Raw genomic sequence first — 17,261 nt, forward strand, 5'->3', positions numbered from 1 at the left:
TATCAAAGGTAACATCGAGCATATACAGTAACAGTAACTTATGTTACAAACAACTAATTTTCTTTAAAATGCAAAAACAACAAATAGAAAATATTCCTTTTAATAAGGTAAAAAGGCAACCTTTTTTATTTGATATATGCTCTATTCAAGAATTGTATGATCGATTCCATGATTCAGAAGTTAATTTGTTCAAACCACATAGAATCCAATTTAATGGTCTTACTATTTTTTGCAAAGGAACAAGCAAGCATATGATTGATTTTGAAGAAAAAACTATTGACCCGGGCACAATACTACCTTCTTTGAAAGGTCAGGTACATGCTTTTCAAAAAGAATTGAATGTAAAAGGTATTGTAATATCATTTGATGAATCTTTTATTGTACAGGGATTGAGCGAAAGTAACATGTTTCACTTTTTACAACTATATCATACACCACACTTACATATTGGAGAAGAAAACCTTACTAAACTAAAACCATATCTAGATAAACTTATAAAGCTTCAGGAAAGCTCAAATCCTAATTTAAAACCTGAGCTTATTCAGTCTATATTTATATCGCTCATATTAGAAATTAAGAGAAATTCTATATATCAACACAAAACATTTCAAAGTCAACGATATAAAGATTTCATGAAGTTTCAAGATTTAATATCCAGTCATCATACTGAGACTCATGATGCACATGATTATGCAAAAATGCTTCATGTATCTTACAAACATCTTAATGAGCTTTGCAAAGAAATGGTCAATAAAACAGCCAAAGTATTTATTGATAGTTGGCTCATATTAGAAATTAAAAGAAAGTTAACCGAAGATATTTTCACATCGCAAGAAATTGCATATGCATTGGGATTTAGCGATCCTTCTAATTTTGTAAGGTTTTTTAAAAAACATGAAAAAATGACCCCTACTCTATTTCTTAAAAACTTAAAAAAGAATTCTGGTTAGATATTGACCATTATTAATAATGTATTGACAAAGAAATAGCTGTTTCTCAAATTACTTTTGTTTCATCTTTATTTTGTTAACTAAAAACAATAAAAATGGACACTTCAAAAATGATAAGTAAAGAAGGCGTAAAACAGTCTATACAAGATTTGATTCAAGCAGGAACAACATTTGATATCGACGCGCTAGAACGTATCTATCACAAAAATCTTCAAGTAATAACAATAGATTTGGATGATAATGTTAGTATTGCTGATAAGGCCGCTTTTAAAGGATTGTTTGAAACAAAACTTAAAAACGGTTCTAAACCTCTTAGTACCTGGGCAAAGTTTGACCATATACAAGTAAATGACCACAATGCACATGTTCTAATTTCTAGAAAAGTAAATCTAGCAGGAGATGATCAATATCTTGTGTTAAGTATAGATCTTATTTTTGAAGATAATCGATGGCAAGTAACCAGAGAAGTAATCTTTGCAAGACCAGATAGCCTGCTTTCTAAATAATTAATTCTTCGTGACCTATGAACTTTTTATTTAAAAAAGATAAAGTTGCATTATTAATTATCGACATGCAACGACTTTTTACAGAACCGGACAGTCCTTATTCTAATGACGCTAGTGCAATGATTACTCCTATCAATTTGTTAGCTAAATCTGCAAGAGAAAATGATATCCCAGTGATTCATTCATCATATATACTAAAAAAAGATGGTAGTCAAACAGGCTTAAGAACAGATTGGCCGCAAATAGAACAAGGGTATTTTGATCCGGACTCTGAATGGACTGATTGGGACCCTAGATTAAAACAAGAAGCAAAAGATCATATCTTGACAAGAACACGCCCAGGAGCTTTTTTTGATGGAAAACTATTTTCTCTCTTAAAAAAATTGGGAAAGGAACAGGTAATTCTTTGCGGATTGAGTACCAATTATGCTATTAGTTTTTCTGTACATGAAGCTTTCTCCAGAGATATTCCTGTATTTCTGATTGATGAATTAAGTAATCTTACTTCGTTTGAAGATAAAGATACCAAACCTCTACTTCACAACATTCTAAATTTTTGGGCTTGTGAATTAACAAATCTGAAAGAGGTACTCAAAAATCTAAACTCCTCATTAGATAATAAATAGTTTAAAGTAAACATCAAAAATATGTTACTAAAAGATAAACTTGATCAAATCACAGCTTCTGGTTTCAATAAAATGCCTCGTACAATTGCAAGAGTTATTGAAGAAGGAATAGAGGAATTGAAATCAAATAAGCTGCAAGCTAAAGCATTAAATATTGGGGATACTATTCCTAACACATCACTCAAAGATATAAATAACAATAGTATTAATCTTAGAGACTTTGTAAAGGATCAATTTTTAATCCTGAATTTTTACAGAGGAGGCTGGTGTCCTTATTGTAATCTTGAATTAAGAGCGTACGAAGAATTAAGAACTGATTTCCAAAAGATTGGAGGTGATATTATCGCCATAAGTGCTGAGAGCCCTGTTTATGCAACTAAAACTTCAAAAAAGAATGATATTACATATCCTATTCTTACAGATATAGAAGGCAAACTAGCAAAAGAAATCGGAATCAGTTTTGAATTAAATAATAATCTTAAACGAGAATACACCAATTTTGGAATTGATTTACAAGAATTTCATAATAGCTATAAAAGTGAATTGTCAGTTCCTGCCATTTATGTAGTAGATCGTAATTTAAAAATCCTAATGGCCTATATTGAAGAAAACTATATGAATAGGATTGAACCAAATGATGTATTAATCAAAATGACTCAATTAAATTCTGAATCTATTTAGTTCTTTGGTTTATAAACACGTCAAAGTGACCTGATAACTCATTTTAAAAAAGCTACAGCCAGTATATAATGGCTATAGCTTTTTTTACTTTAAAGCTAATTATTTTCTTTTACAAATTATCTTCTAGCATTTTTTGTATGGCATCAGCACGATCTTGAATTTGATTGACATTTGTAGTCGGTTTATGATCTAAAATCAAGATATTATCCTCAAACGTGCACCATTTGCTGGGAGAAGAAGTTTCTTTTTCATTTTTGATAACTATTTTAGATAAACTTTCTTCAATAGCTTCGGCTCCCATATCATCTACTGTAATGTTTCCAAGAGCAATTTTTATAGGTTCAAAATATACTTGCGGCCAACACTCTTCATATAGATGGCTCATCCCATCGATAGCGATTGATTTCCATTCAACTTCAAATTCTAATGATTTTTTGGCAGCTTGCTCTATATCCTTTTTTAATTCAGGAAATATTTCTTCTTCGAATTTTTTTGCTACTCTACGTTCAGATAATCCCATAATTTTTGTTTTTAATTAATTTATAAAATAGTTTCAATCTGTTTTTTAAGTTCTTCTTCAAATTGTTCTGGTAGTTTTTTTGTGAGATTTAAGTCAAGGATAATGCTATTATTATTATTATTGATATAAGCTCTTAAGTTTGCTTCTGATTTATTAAGTATAATTGCTTTGAGATTAGTTATAGCACTACGCCCATCTTCATCAACAGCGATTTTGGCAATTACATTTGGTAGTTTATTTATAATTTGATGCAATTGAAATTTTTCGGTATCAGTTAGCTTTTTTATATCAATTGTTGAGCTTATCTCTCCTACAAAACCATTACCTATACGTTTTTGAAGTTCTTTTAGTGTTCTACTGACTTGAAGTGCCGTTGGTATATCGTTTTTTTGAATATCGAAAAACATACCATCTGTAAAAAGATGAATCGCTTTGTACGGATTTATGATTTCAATTCCTTTTATTTGGTTTAAGAAAAAAAATAGGATGGTATTATTATGGGTCAACATTACGCAAGTATCTTCATTTATTTTTGCTGGTTGTCCTTCAATTATACTACCATTTCCAAGAATTATACGAATAGAAACAATATCATGTTTATGATTATCGTCTAGACGATGATTATATTCAATTACTTTTTTAAGCACTGTAATAGGATTTGCTACTTCTAATGAAGAAAAAAGGGAGTTTTGGTCCATTTTAATAGTTTAATAATTTTCTATTTATCAAATAATACGATATTATCTTCTTTTGACTTTGTAGATAAAAATTTCATCTCCAAATAATAATTTTGATGTTTCTAGATATCGAATCTATTTTGAAACAAATGTAAATGGTTACTCTAGCTTTGTATACACTGAATTCAGGGGTTTTGAAAAATCAGGAAAGCCTATGCTTATCATCTTAAAGTTATTTTTGTACTATTACAAACTATAGAGGAATCTGTACATTTTATATTGATGAATAGGAATTGAAAGTTTTGAATCCTTTGTGGTATTATATTCTTTTGATTCAAAAAAAGAAAAATTTAGGGTAACATTTTAACTTTATAAGACATTTACTTAAAGAAAATAATAACATTCAAACAAAAAAATGACAACACTTTTACCTAACACTTTTGTAACAACTATTACAACCACAATTTTTATTCTACTTTTTTCGAGTCAGGTCAAATCGCAGCCCAAAACTGGTCAATTTATAAATGCATCTATAGGTCTTGGGATTAATGCCACAACGGATGAGTCTGATCTAAACGGTAACGGCTTTTATCTTCAGGGTGAGTACGTATTAGCTTTATCAAAATGGTTTGGTATACGACCATATGCGGGTCTTATTTTGGCATCTTCTGATGATGACGATAATAGTTTTCAAAATCAGCGAGGATACAAAATAAGATCGAATGCTTTTTTACTGGGAGCGAAAACAAGAATCCTTGCTCCTATACCTTGGGTTGCTCCATATTTTGAAATTGGTGTTGGGCTTTCTGCCGGAACATTCAAAACTTTTACACCATTTACGGATAAAGAAGATAGTGGTGTTCTAGTACATATTCCTTTTACTCTAGGATTAATGATAGGACGTGAAAATAATTTTGATTTTGCATTCTCATATTATTTTCATCCCACAGTAGAACAATTCTCGGGTGCAGTTGCTATAGGATATTCATTCCCTTTGAATTAATATATGACCACTCAACTTACCTTCGGTTTAATACTACTAAAAATAGGGGTAAATAAAGGTTCATGAAAATTTATTTTTGGGCATAAATTTTAAAGAACTAAAAGACATGGGTCTAGCAGAAAAAAGAATTATCAAAAACTTTCAAGAAGTTGATTACAAAGTTTTACTAAACAAAATAAATGATATAGCAGGTTTTGAGGTCGAATTAGAAATAGACTGGGACAGTTTATCTTCTAATGACTACTCTCACCTATGGGAATCTACTTTTCCAAAAATTTATTTTCAACCAATTATTGAAGCTTTTAAAGCAATTACCACAGATGATATGGGTAAAGAAGCTTTAAAAGAATCTATCTCAAAAATAACTATCCAAGATAAAAGTGATAACGCCTCTGCCAATAGTACTTATTCCTTCAAAGATGGGAATTTAATGATTGATCATTCTGCTTACATCAATGCAGATATGGTAGAAGACCGCTCAAAAGCTTTAATAGAAGTATTAGAGCAAAACTTGTAGCAACATAATAATCAAAAAAGCTTTAGTTTATAGTTGAAAACTAAAGCTTTTTTTGAAGAAAAAATGACCAGAATTTTACTTACCAAAACTGATACAAATATCTTTCTTTTCTTCTATAATTCTTTAACTAAAATAGTTTCTTAGGCAGTATTGTATTATAAGATGTTTTCTGAATCAGATTCAAAATTGTGGTATTTTTATATATAGGATAATAAGTATCCCAAAAGATTAAATATGATAGTTTATCAAAGCCGAATAATATTACGAATAACAGGTATGTTAATCTTTATTCCCTTTCTCATATTATCACAAAGCAAAAGCTTATATTCTACTACAGATAGTGTAGAACAAGAAGCACGAGAGGATAAACTTACTTCAGAAATAAGAGCCTCTTATAACAATACACCTAATGACCCTAAATTTTTAAAAAAAATACACAAAGTAAAGAGCAAAATCAAAACTATAAAAGGAAAGCTTAACTTGTACATTCTTACAGCTCTTCACTTTCAAAGAAAGACAAAATTAGATTCGTCTATCTATTACACAAAAAAATGTCTTGATCTTAAAATAGATAATGATTCTATTAATGCAAGAGTCAGATCGTATGCCTATAGTATATTAGGTATTAATTATTATAACCAAGGATTATATAGTGAAAGTAAAAAATGGTATCTAAAAGGCATCGAAGAAGCAAATAAATTTAATGAAATTAACTTTTACTATCATAATATTCATGGACTTGCTTTGTTATACTCAAAACTTGAAGAATATCAACCAAGTATAGAGCTATTTGAAAAATGTTTAGAATACAAAGAAGATCCTGAAATCATGCTTGGCTCCTATATTAATTTGGGATTAGTATATTCAAAACAAGAAAAAGTTACATTATCTAATCAATATCTTAAAAAAGCTGAAGAATTAGGTCAAAAATTTGATAATGAACAAGCTAAAGCAAATATTTTAACCATTCTTGCTGCTAATCATGTACAATTAGGAGACTTTGAAAAAGCATCTCAATTATACCAAGAGGCAATTGAAATTGCCAAAAAAAATAGTTTTTTAAAAATTGTATTAACGTCATTCATTGAATTAGGAATAGCACAAGTAAAAAGAAAAAATTATAATAAAGCAGAATCTATGTTTCTAAGGGCGTTAGAAAGTGCAGAAAAATATGGTTTTTTAAATCTGCAAATAATTATCCATGACAATATTAAAAATTTAGGTGTCGACCAAAACAATTATAAAAAAGCTTTTATTTTTCAATCCATTTATAATCAATTAAAAGATTCTATAACTCAGTTACAAAACAAGAAAGAAGTAAATCAACTTGAGATAGTATATAAGACTAGAGAAAAGGAGCGGGAAATAAAATTACTTCAATTAGAAAACAGAAATAGAAATTTAATTATAACAAATCAACAAGAAGTATTAGAGAAACTAAGACTAACTCAAGAAATAGAACAAAAAGAAAACGAAAATAGACTATTGCAATACAAAAATGCATCTAACAGAAGGGAAAACAGTATTAAAATTCTTAAAAGAGACAAAGAAATACAAGAAATAAAACTAAATAAACAAAGGGTATTAAGTAATCTTTTCTTGTATATATCTGTACCTCTATCACTTTTAACTATTGGATTATTTATCGTATATCATCAAAAACTAAAGACACAAAATAAATTAAATAAAACACTACAAGAAGTAAATAGTCAAAAAATACAATCTATATTAAAAGATCAAGAACTTAAGGTAATTGAAGCTTCAATAGAAGGTCAGGATAAAGAACGAAAAAGAATTGCACAAGAACTTCATGATAGTATTGGAGGAAACCTTGCTGCAATAAAATTACAATTGGGCAATATTTCAGATTCTTCTGTCGAAGAGATAAATATTCAAATTGACGAAACATATAACCTGGCAAGAAGTCTATCACACAATCTCGCTCCAAAACGATTTGGTAAAAATAAATTTTGTGATGTTTTTGAAAATTATATTGAAAAAATTGGAGATGCCAGTAATCTAAAAACTTCACTCTCTGTCTTCTCTAGAACTTCTATAGACAATCTCAAAGAAATAATACAAATAGAAATCTTTAAGGTTTTGCAAGAACTCGTAATAAATACCGTCAAACATGCAGAAGCTTCAAACATTGAGATAGAAATCAATAGTATTGATCAAAAACTACTAACTATCTTATATACAGACGACGGAAAAGGATTTGAACCAAGAAAAAATAATAATGGTTTAGGACTGGATAGCGTAAAAAGTAGAATCAAAAGTTTAAATGGTATAATCAATATCGACTCAATACTCAAAAAAGGAATTTTTGTTACCATGGAAATACCAACATAATTGAAAAATATAAACCAATATGAAATATAATATAATCATAGTAGACGATCACAAAATGTTTTTAGATGGATTGATCAGTATACTCAAATCAGAAGACAAGTATCAAATACTTTTGTCTGCAACAAACGCAGAGCATATCATAAAGTATCTCAAAATTAATTCAAAAGAAAAAATTGATCTTATTATCACTGATATAAGTATGCCACATCTCAATGGGTTAGAGTTCATCAAATTGCTAAAAGAGCAAAGACCTAATTTAAAGGTATTAGTGGTAAGCATGGGCACTGATCAAGAAATCGTCAATTCTTTACTTGACTTGGATATTAATGGTTATGTTCCAAAAAATGCTGAGAAAAAAGAACTTTATTCTGCTATCGAAGCTATTCTAAAAGGTGAAAAATATTTCTCTTCTGAAATAAAAACAATCATTCGAAAAAACAATATTCAAAAGAAACAAAGCGAAGACATCAAATTAAATCAACGAGAAATTGATATTCTTACCTTAATCGCCCAAGAATTTACTACTCAAGAAATAGCAGACAAACTTTTTTTAAGTAAGTATACTGTTGATTGGTATCGTAAAAACCTAATTGCAAAACTAAATGTTAGAAACCTTGCAGGACTCACCAAATTTGCAATCAAAATGAAATATATAAAGGGTTAAAAGGTATAAAGTATATTAACCTGCTACACCTGTTCTTATGAACTGATAACTACAATCTGCTTCATATTTAAATTCAAATATCATATTCTGTTCTGAAACAAAATCATCTTCGCCTTCATCTTCGCCCTTATAAATCGCACATGTATTCATCTGTATGATAAACGTTTTACTTTCAATTCCAAAATGTATAAATATCTCATCCTCACATTCATCTATGTCCATATCTTCCCAATCCCAATTTTTATGAAAATAGTATGATTTAGAATATTCATTTTCTTCAGAATCTATAATAGCATTTACATTGATTTCTGCAACAAATTCTTTTAGAAATGGGATATAAGAAGTATCTATGTCTAAATGATCTATATTATCATTCTTAAATTCTGATTTTATTTTCTTTACAATTACATAAATACATTGAAGCTTATCATTTTCTATTCTTTTAATCAAATTCACGTTGAGTTGTTCAATTTCTGACAGCTCAATTTTCTTATTCGGTTGTGGTTGATACCAATCTTTACTTTCAAAGAAGTTTTTTATTTCTTCATTTTTAAAAACATATCCTTTTCGGGCAAAAATCTCGTTTCTAAGTAATCTAAGTTCTTTCTTACTTTTTTTTCGTAGTTCCTCTTCTTCTAATAATTTTTCAGAATTATCTTTTTTATCCTCTTGTTTTGACACAACCTTTTCTGATTGATTACAAGACAATACTAAAAACATAATTAGATAAATAATATTCAGCCTTTTCATAGCGTTCAATTAATCATTTTTAATAAAAACCAATAACACCTATTTTATCAAATTCTACAAATTACTATTAATGTTTTTTTACCAAAAACAGTAAAACTACTAGATATAGGAGTTTCTAAAACAGGCAAAAAATATATTTTCATTTTTTCTGAACTATTATCAAATAAAAAGTAAAACAACTGTTACAATAACTAAATTGAAAATATGATTGATATCAAAAAGAGACTTATAGAAGAAATTGAAAAATACGAATGGGATAATGTTGATGATGTTATTAAATCAATTATGCCAAATATCATTTTCTCTGTAGATAAAAATGAATCAGATCTTAGCATACTAAATTCTAGATTTGGTGGAGCTCCTGCAGTACCAGAAGATTTTGTTTGGCCCGTACAATCTCTTACCAACAATGCTCCTTTAGCATTTTTCTTTCAAATAAATTTTGAAGAAATCAAGCCTTATGATGTAGCTAATTTGTTCCCGGATCATGGAATATTATTATGTTTTGCTTCGGTTACAGATGATATCATGTGGGAATATGATGTAAAAGATGCTTTTAAAGTGTATTTTTTTTCGGACACAGAAAATTTAAATCTAGCAAAAATACCCGAAGAAATACCTTTAGAACAAAGGTTAGCACCAAGAGATATAAACTTTAAAAATAGTTATCAACTCCCTAGATATCCCTTTAACTATGAATTAGGAGATGATATCTCTGAAGATGACGCAGATGGGATTGATGAAGTAGCTGATATTATATTTGACAAAGCTATAATGATGCAACATCGTATAGAATTGGCCAAAGGAGCAGGCTTACAACCCCCAACTCCAGAAGATGATTTTTATACATTCTTTAGTCACAATATTCTGCAAGGAGTACCTTTTTCAGTTCAACATTATATCGCAGAAAAATGGAGTGACCTATATAAAAAGTATGACAAGAAAAATAATGACCGAGAAAACTATATCAATTTAATATCTTTTGAAATGAGAGGAAAATACGGATATGGTTTTAGTATGAATGGTGCGCATCTTTATCTATGCATGCATCAAAAAGATCTAGCCAATCTAGATTTTAAAAACACTATTGCTATTGTTCAAAATACATAGAAAACAATTAATATATTGATAAGATAGATCTCACAAAAAAATATACCTTTCGATACTATAGATTAGTATTACCGAAAAGGTATATTTTATATGATTAGTATACACCAGAGCTAGTCGCCTTTACTAACGGTACTAGTACTTTTTTTATAATGTACCTGATTTCTCCAAAAAGAAATGGCTCCTAAGATTACAAGAAAAGCTATTGAATAAAATATTGAATTAGGAGTAATAACTTTATCGCCACTTGCATAAGAATGTAATCCTTTTAAATAGAAATTTACTCCAAAATATGTCATAAGAATACTATAAACAGCAATTACAGATGCCATATTATACCACCATCTTCCTCTCAATCCCGGAACTAATCGCATATGAATTACAAAAGCATACACCATTATACTAACCAAAGCCCATGTCTCTTTGGGGTCCCAACCCCAATATCTCCCCCAACTTTCGTTAGCCCACATTCCTCCTAAAAAGTTTCCTATGGTAAGCATAACTAATCCAATTGTAAGTGCCATTTCATTGATAATCGTAAGCTCTTTTATGGTTAAATTCATTTTTTTCTTATTAGACTTCGTAGTCAAAATCATCAATAATAAGGCTAAAATCCCTAAAATTGCTCCTACAAAGAAAGGACCGTAACTAGCTACAATTATCGAGACATGTATCAACACCCAATACGAATCTAGTACTGGTTGTAAATTCGCAATTGCAGGATCTGTCCAGTTTTCATGTGCATAAAATAAAATAATTGATGCTACAAAAGTCGTTGCAGCTATAGTAAGGGTACTCTTTTTTCCAAAGGCTAATCCGATGGCTAATGTTGCCCAGGCAACATAAATCATGGATTCATAAGCATCACTCCAAGGTGCATGTCCGGATACATACCATCTTGTTATTAATCCTGCAGTATGCATTACGAATAATAAAATTATAATGCCAATCATGGCATTAATCAGTATTTTAATTGCCTTGGCATCTTTAAATATTTGCCAAACAACAAAGAGCAGCAGTAGAAGCCCTATTAGACCATAATATTTATAAAGTGTTCTAAAAACATCATACTTATTTAGGGCTATTTCTGCTTTAATCTTTTTATCTGATGGAAGAACATCGTCACCAAATTTTTTCTGAAAGCTTTTAATGCTAGAAACATATTGATCTGGTTTACTATAGTCTCCAGTTTTTCTGGCTTCTTGTAGGGCTTGACGGTATATCGGTATGATTTGACGAGTATATACAGAATCCATTCCGCTAAATTTATGCTCATTCAACTCAGGCATGGATACCCACTTGTTTCCTTCATCTCCTGGTACAGGGAAAACTCTTAAAATACCTCCTCCAAGTGCTTGGTTAAGCAAATAGAATTTTTCATGTGTTTTTAAAAAGTCTTTTTCGAATTTACTAGGTGTATTAGTACTACTGGCTTTTTCTAAATACGGTGACAGTTTATAAGAACCATCCGGTTCTACAAGGTCTATCAAAGAAATATGTTTTGTCTTTTTAGGAACACCAATAATTTTTCTGATGCTATCATTATATTTATGTAATTCTATTATCGGTACACTATACCAAATCAATGGGTTTTCTACCATTGATACAAAAACCTGATCTGCATTTAATCCCTCGTAAGTATCTTTTTTACTGAGTTTTCGCAACAATTCTGAAGAGAACGTATTAACAGGCTTCATTCTTCCTCTTTCATCCTGTATCACAATACTTCCAAAATTTGCTGCATGCTCTTTTGGTACCATGTTTGCCTTAATAACAGAGTCTAACTGTGCTTTACCCGGTACAGCTTGCAAATGATTGACATGATCTGGTTGTTGTGCAAAAGAAAAAGTAGATATAAATATAACTAAACCAATTGTCAATTCTTGTTTCTTTGATTTTACTTTATTAAGCATTTTCTCAAGATCTTTAAAACGTGATCCCCTGGTAAACAGAATAAGCATTAAACCAATGTATAGCAGAATATAGCCTGCATAAGTAATTAACGTTCCCCAGCGATCATGATTTACTGACAAGATGGTGCCTTTTTCATCAGGATCAAAAGAAGCTTGAAAAAAACGATATCCTCTATGGTCTAAAATATGGTTCATATAAATGTCATAAGGACGAGAATCATTACCATCTACAATATCTACCTTACTCATATAGGATTTATACATATTTTCAGTTCCCGGATATTTTTCTGCAATAAAATCATTAAGTTTTAAAGCAAAAGGTAATTCTAGTCTTTTTGATCCATAACTAAAATACATTTCAAGTCCTCCTAAAGAGGTTTTTTTCATATCATTACTAAACCCTTTTCCTCCTAGTAATTTTACTTCTTTTGTCTCTCCTTTGGTACTTACATTTATAACTAAAGCGTCTTCTTGTCCTTTAGCCTTTTCTTTAATAGGTATGATATCATATTCTCCTTGCATTACAGGATCAGGAATTACAAATTGCATTCCCGCAGTTTGATATAATGATCGCAACATTAATGGTTGTAAACTATCTTTAAAGACTAAACCTTGTTTTTGATCTGCCATCCGCATATAAGAACCTTCAAATGGAGATTCTATGAAATATTCATCTTCATTAGTATACGTAATATTAATTGCTCCTTTTGTTGACTTATTAAAGGCGATTAATACATTATGAATATTAGAGACTTCTCCCTCTTCAAGAAAGTGTTCATGTCGGTTTCCATCTCCTGCTTCTACAATTTTTAAGTAACGTTTACCTTGTTCAGATTCAACTAGCCCCATCTCTGCACCCATAATAAAATCTTTATATTCGATTGTTACAAGTTGACCGTTATAGTCTGTCTGGATAGTAAAGTCATTATTGGTCGCTTCGGCAATCTCAAGGTCTTCATAAACAATACGACGACGAGGTTCTCCATCAATCTCACCATCCATAAAAATAGTTAGGTACGTTTTTTCCGAAAGAAAAGTTGATGTGGTCTCTCCTTCTCTTATAGGCATTACTCCTTCATAACTGATATAGCGAGTTACAAAGGCTCCTAAAATGATAAGAATAAATGATAAGTGCAAAAGTAATGTAGCCCACTTTTCTTTTTTATAAAGCCTAAATCGTACAATATTCCCGCAGAAATTAATAGCAAAAAATATCATTATCGCTTCAAACCACCAAGTGTTATAAATCCATATTCTTGCTGCAGTAGTACCATGTGCATCTTCCAAAAAAGTTCCAACTCCCATCGATACTGCAAAAACAATAAATAAAATTGCCATTAACCGTGTTGAGAATAAAATCTTAGCTAATCTTTCTTGCATAGTTTTCTTTCTTTTTTTGCTGCGGCAAATTTAACGCTTTTAACAGGATAAAGTATCATGAGTTATGCATGTTTTTCAAGGATTTAACAGAAGAATATTAATTGTTAAACCCTATAATTGATTTTTAAAAACTAATGAACTCAATATAAAAAACATACGATTCGTTTTTAGAAATAAAAGACCAAATAATTTACTGTACTTTAGCTTTATATTGTGAATATTGATAGAAAAGATGTGAAGATTTATGAGGTAACTTCATTATTTTTGCCGAATGATTCGAATTATCATTCTTGGTTCGGGAAATGTGGCTAAACATTTATACAAAGCTTTTATGAATATAAAGGCTATAAATGTCATACAATGCTATAATCGCAAAGGTATACTTTTGCATCCTGATCAAGAGCTAGGTGACATTACGAATGATTTGCAAGTGCTTAAAGAGGCTGATCTATATATTGTAGCAGTTAGTGATGATGCAATCAAAACAGTTTCTGATGGACTTATGTTTAATGATCGATTAGTTGTTCATACTTCTGGTAGCTCTCCTTTGCATACATTAAACAATGCTAATAAACGAGGGGTATTTTATCCGTTACAATCGTTCAGCCAGCAAAAAGATATCGATTTTGAATCTATACCCTTTTGCCTAGAGGCAGAACATGAAAAAGATTTGGCTTTGCTCAAAAAAGTAGCCGGATCATTATCAAAAAACGTATATGAAATATCCTCAGAACAACGAAACACATTGCACGTAGCAGCTGTTTTTGCTAATAATTTTACTAACTACCTGTTCTCTACCGCAAAAAACATTTGTGATACTCAAAAAGTGCCTTTTGAAATTTTGCACGCATTGATTTTAGAAACAGCAACAAAAATAACTGAAATAGATCCTGATCTTGCTCAAACCGGACCGGCATTACGTAATGATACCAAAACGATACAAAGACACCTGAATACTTTATCAAATCAAGAGCATAAAAATATATACCAAGCGCTAACTGCAGCAATACAATCAAAACATGGAAAAAAGCTATAAAGAATATTTGCATCACATTACAACTTTTATTTTTGATGTTGACGGAGTACTTACTGATGGTTCTGTTATTATCAATACAGATGGTCAATTGTTAAGAACTATGAATGTAAAAGATGGTTATGCTATGAAAACCGCTTTACAACAAGGGTTTAACATCTGTATCATTTCTGGAGGAAAGAACGAAGGCGTTAGACAACGACTAAAGGGTTTAGGAATTACAGATATATATCTGGGGGCACATCATAAAGTAGAGCAACTTGATGAATATCTTGATATTTACGATATCAAACCTGAAAATGTATTATACATGGGTGATGATATTCCTGATTTACCGGTAATGGAAATGATCGGTTTGCCAACATGCCCGCAAGATGCTGTAGCTGAAATAAAAGAAGTTTCTAAATATGTGTCTTATAAAAAAGGTGGAAAAGGCTGTGTAAGAGATGTAATTGAACAAGTATTGAAGGTTCAGGGAAAATGGATTTCTGATTTTGATGCAGAAGCCTAAAAGAGACCTAAGCTATTCAATATAACACTTCAGTGAAGTACACTAAAGAAGTATACTTTTATTCTTAAATCATATGAAACTTGTTTTTGCGACAAATAATTTTAATAAAATAAAAGAAGTACAAGCATTAATCCCTAAAACTATTCAACTATTAAGTTTACGGGATATTGGTTGCGAAGAAGATATTCCTGAAACATCTAATACTATCGAGGGTAATGCGCAACAAAAAGCCAACTATATTAAAGAAAAATATGGGTATGACTGCTTTGCAGATGATACAGGATTAGAAGTTGAAGCTTTACAAGGAGCACCGGGAGTATATTCTGCAAGATATGCCGGAGAGGCAAAAGATGCTGATGCAAATATGAATAAATTACTTCTTGAACTTGATAATCACAAAAATAGAAATGCTCAATTCAAAACAGTAATTGCTTTAGAACTCAATAATACATCTCATATGTTTACAGGTATTTGTGAAGGAGAAATCACCAAAAATAAAAGAGGAAACAAAGGTTTTGGATATGATCCGATTTTTTTACCAAAAGACTATGAAAAAACCTTTGCAGAACTTCCTTTATCAATAAAAAATAAAATTAGTCATAGAGGTAAAGCTATCGCTCAACTCATATCTTACCTTACTACTTAATCTGCACCCGGAAAAGCGAGCATATCTCCCATACCTACTGTAAATAACCAATTACCGTAGATGGCGTGCTCTATAGAAACCAAAATAGTAGATCTGGTTTTATGATATGTGTATGCAAATAATAACCCTCCTAAAAAAGTCAGTATTTGTACTAATAAGCTTCCAAGAAATATATGAGCCAAAGAAAATAAAATAGCATTGATAAAAATGAATAGATAATTATTTGCAATTAAATCTTCATAGCGGTCATAAAAAAAGGTTCTATATATAATCTCTTGTGGCCATACTGATAAAAAAGTATATACAAATAATATAATAACCCATAATCCAGGCTTTTTTAGCAATACTGAAAATAATTTGTCTGGTGCTATCCCATAAACATAGATTGTTGTGACGATAATTATAATAAAGAGCTTAATCAATGTAGTTTTCCAAAATGGTTTCCAGAGCGTTACACTCGGTAATGAAAATTTTAGATATTGATTTCTTTTTAATAGTACCAAAATATAGATGAACCCAAAAAATGTAGGAATAACTTTAAAAAGGAAATGAGAATCTAATAAATAACTTAAAGGAAGTAAAACAAAAAAAAGAAATAATTCTATACCCCTATACAATTTACTTTTCATAATTATCTATTTACAATATTATTTTAGACGTATCACATGCTAAAAATAAACAGATAATATCATTTTTATACTTTTCATGAGGTATTTAAAACTATACTAGATAGAAGTTGACCTTTTTCGAGTTAGAAACAATCCTCACAATTTGAGAGAAGTCATAAACATTTATTTTTCAGAATTTGAAAAAACATTTTTTTTCAAAAAAGTATAAAACATATTACCAAACTTGGGAGCATAGCAGAGGATTATATCATACTTTTTTATATAACAACAAGTTATTGAAATACAAATAAGCCTTTGGGGAAAAGGCTTATTTGTGTAGGGGATAAGTTCAATTTGGGATAAAAAAAGGTTAATTTAGTTCAGATTGGGATAATCAATATTTTAAAACTTTCAATTATTTCTTTATTACGTTGTAAAAGTATTTAATGTTAATCATATCTAAATATTTTACAGTTCAAAAGTCACAATTAAATCGATTAAAAACAAATAAAATCGATGAAAAACATATTTTTTAACATAATTATACATTTACAATAGTCTACAAACTATAAGAAACCTTACTTAAAAAACTTATAAACAATATTTTAAATATATAAATCATAAACTTTGGTGCAGTGAATCGCCTGATGATTATTTCAAAATCCAAATATCAGAAGTAGTAATCTTTTACCTACTTCATTACGTGATCCGTTCGTTTATAAAATCAAAAAAGCCTCCTTGGGGAAAGAGGCTTATCTGATTAGGTCTGAAAATAGATTAACTAATTCGCTAAAAACATCACAACAAAAAACAATTC

17 protein-coding genes are annotated in these 17,261 nt (G+C 30.0%); 12 read left to right on the forward strand and 5 right to left on the reverse strand.

The features are described 5' to 3' along the window. Positions 1-68 precede the first annotated feature (68 nt). The 4 genes from FHK87_RS19435 (at position 69) to FHK87_RS19450 (ending at position 2,763) form a co-directional block, all read left to right on the forward strand. Complete coding sequence (locus tag FHK87_RS19435) at positions 69-950, forward strand: AraC family transcriptional regulator (protein WP_140595473.1); 882 nt, start codon at positions 69-71, stop codon at positions 948-950. A gap of 95 nt (positions 951-1,045) precedes the next feature. After that, positions 1,046-1,456 carry a nuclear transport factor 2 family protein gene (locus FHK87_RS19440; protein ID WP_140595476.1) on the forward strand — a complete coding sequence of 137 codons (411 nt, stop codon included), beginning with the start codon at positions 1,046-1,048 and terminating at the stop codon, positions 1,454-1,456. Positions 1,457-1,473: 17 nt separating this feature from the next. Next, positions 1,474-2,082 carry a cysteine hydrolase family protein gene (locus tag FHK87_RS19445; protein ID WP_140595478.1) on the forward strand — a complete coding sequence of 203 codons (609 nt, stop codon included), beginning with the start codon at positions 1,474-1,476 and terminating at the stop codon, positions 2,080-2,082. Positions 2,083-2,103: 21 nt separating this feature from the next. Continuing rightward, the gene (locus FHK87_RS19450; protein WP_140595480.1) at positions 2,104-2,763 is read left to right on the forward strand and encodes a peroxiredoxin-like family protein; all 660 of its coding nucleotides are present in this window, start codon (positions 2,104-2,106) and stop codon (positions 2,761-2,763) included. A 109-nt stretch (positions 2,764-2,872) separates the two neighbouring features. Here the strand turns inward: FHK87_RS19450 and FHK87_RS19455 are convergent, their stop codons facing one another. Together FHK87_RS19455 and FHK87_RS19460 are read right to left on the reverse strand one after the other, a co-directional pair. Continuing rightward, positions 2,873-3,283, reverse strand: coding sequence for a hypothetical protein (locus tag FHK87_RS19455; RefSeq protein ID WP_140595483.1), 411 nt, complete (start codon positions 3,281-3,283; stop codon positions 2,873-2,875). Positions 3,284-3,303: 20 nt separating this feature from the next. Continuing rightward, a complete protein-coding gene (locus FHK87_RS19460; protein WP_140595485.1) occupies positions 3,304-3,981 on the reverse strand; it encodes a hypothetical protein in 678 nt (225 codons plus the stop codon). 394 nt (positions 3,982-4,375) lie between these two features. Between FHK87_RS19460 and FHK87_RS19465 the strand changes: the two genes are divergently transcribed. The 4 genes from FHK87_RS19465 (at position 4,376) to FHK87_RS19480 (ending at position 8,496) form a co-directional block, all read left to right on the forward strand. Beyond that, the gene (locus tag FHK87_RS19465; RefSeq protein WP_140595487.1) at positions 4,376-4,963 is read left to right on the forward strand and encodes an outer membrane beta-barrel protein; all 588 of its coding nucleotides are present in this window, start codon (positions 4,376-4,378) and stop codon (positions 4,961-4,963) included. A gap of 106 nt (positions 4,964-5,069) precedes the next feature. Continuing rightward, complete coding sequence (locus FHK87_RS19470) at positions 5,070-5,480, forward strand: hypothetical protein (protein ID WP_140595490.1); 411 nt, start codon at positions 5,070-5,072, stop codon at positions 5,478-5,480. A gap of 234 nt (positions 5,481-5,714) precedes the next feature. Beyond that, positions 5,715-7,832, forward strand: a complete 2,118-nt coding sequence (locus tag FHK87_RS19475; RefSeq protein ID WP_140595492.1) for an ATP-binding protein — start codon at positions 5,715-5,717, stop codon at positions 7,830-7,832. Between the two features lie 19 nt (positions 7,833-7,851). Next, a complete protein-coding gene (locus FHK87_RS19480) occupies positions 7,852-8,496 on the forward strand; it encodes a response regulator transcription factor (protein ID WP_140595494.1) in 645 nt (214 codons plus the stop codon). A gap of 15 nt (positions 8,497-8,511) precedes the next feature. On the opposite strand, the gene FHK87_RS19485 is transcribed toward FHK87_RS19480, so the two are convergent. Next, on the reverse strand, positions 8,512-9,246 hold the full coding sequence (locus FHK87_RS19485) for a YARHG domain-containing protein (protein ID WP_140595497.1): 735 nt from the start codon (positions 9,244-9,246) through the stop codon (positions 8,512-8,514). 204 nt (positions 9,247-9,450) lie between these two features. Between FHK87_RS19485 and FHK87_RS19490 the strand changes: the two genes are divergently transcribed. Continuing rightward, positions 9,451-10,356 carry a DUF1963 domain-containing protein gene (locus tag FHK87_RS19490; RefSeq protein ID WP_140595499.1) on the forward strand — a complete coding sequence of 302 codons (906 nt, stop codon included), beginning with the start codon at positions 9,451-9,453 and terminating at the stop codon, positions 10,354-10,356. A 110-nt stretch (positions 10,357-10,466) separates the two neighbouring features. Here FHK87_RS19490 and ccsA read toward each other — a convergent pair whose 3' ends face one another. Then, complete coding sequence (ccsA, locus tag FHK87_RS19495) at positions 10,467-13,646, reverse strand: cytochrome c biogenesis protein CcsA (RefSeq protein ID WP_140595501.1); 3,180 nt, start codon at positions 13,644-13,646, stop codon at positions 10,467-10,469. A gap of 271 nt (positions 13,647-13,917) precedes the next feature. Between ccsA and FHK87_RS19500 the strand changes: the two genes are divergently transcribed. The 3 genes from FHK87_RS19500 to FHK87_RS19510 all read left to right on the forward strand — a co-directional run bounded on the left by FHK87_RS19500 (position 13,918) and on the right by FHK87_RS19510 (position 15,836). After that, positions 13,918-14,682: a Rossmann-like and DUF2520 domain-containing protein gene (locus tag FHK87_RS19500; protein WP_140595503.1), complete on the forward strand. Its 765-nt coding sequence runs from the start codon at positions 13,918-13,920 to the stop codon at positions 14,680-14,682. Beyond that, entirely contained in the window at positions 14,666-15,190 is a 525-nt protein-coding gene (locus FHK87_RS19505; RefSeq protein ID WP_140595505.1) for a KdsC family phosphatase, read from the forward strand. The genes FHK87_RS19500 and FHK87_RS19505 overlap by 17 nt, the downstream gene beginning before the upstream one ends. Positions 15,191-15,263: 73 nt before the next feature. Then, a complete protein-coding gene (locus tag FHK87_RS19510) occupies positions 15,264-15,836 on the forward strand; it encodes a non-canonical purine NTP diphosphatase (RefSeq protein ID WP_140595507.1) in 573 nt (190 codons plus the stop codon). Here FHK87_RS19510 and FHK87_RS19515 read toward each other — a convergent pair. Beyond that, positions 15,833-16,465: a CPBP family intramembrane glutamic endopeptidase gene (locus FHK87_RS19515; RefSeq protein ID WP_140595510.1), complete on the reverse strand. Its 633-nt coding sequence runs from the start codon at positions 16,463-16,465 to the stop codon at positions 15,833-15,835. The genes FHK87_RS19510 and FHK87_RS19515 overlap by 4 nt on opposite strands. Positions 16,466-17,261: the final 796 nt, after the last annotated feature.

Origin of the sequence: Aquimarina algicola, assembly GCF_006443095.1 — a bacterium.
GTDB lineage: Bacteria > Bacteroidota > Bacteroidia > Flavobacteriales > Flavobacteriaceae > Aquimarina > Aquimarina algicola.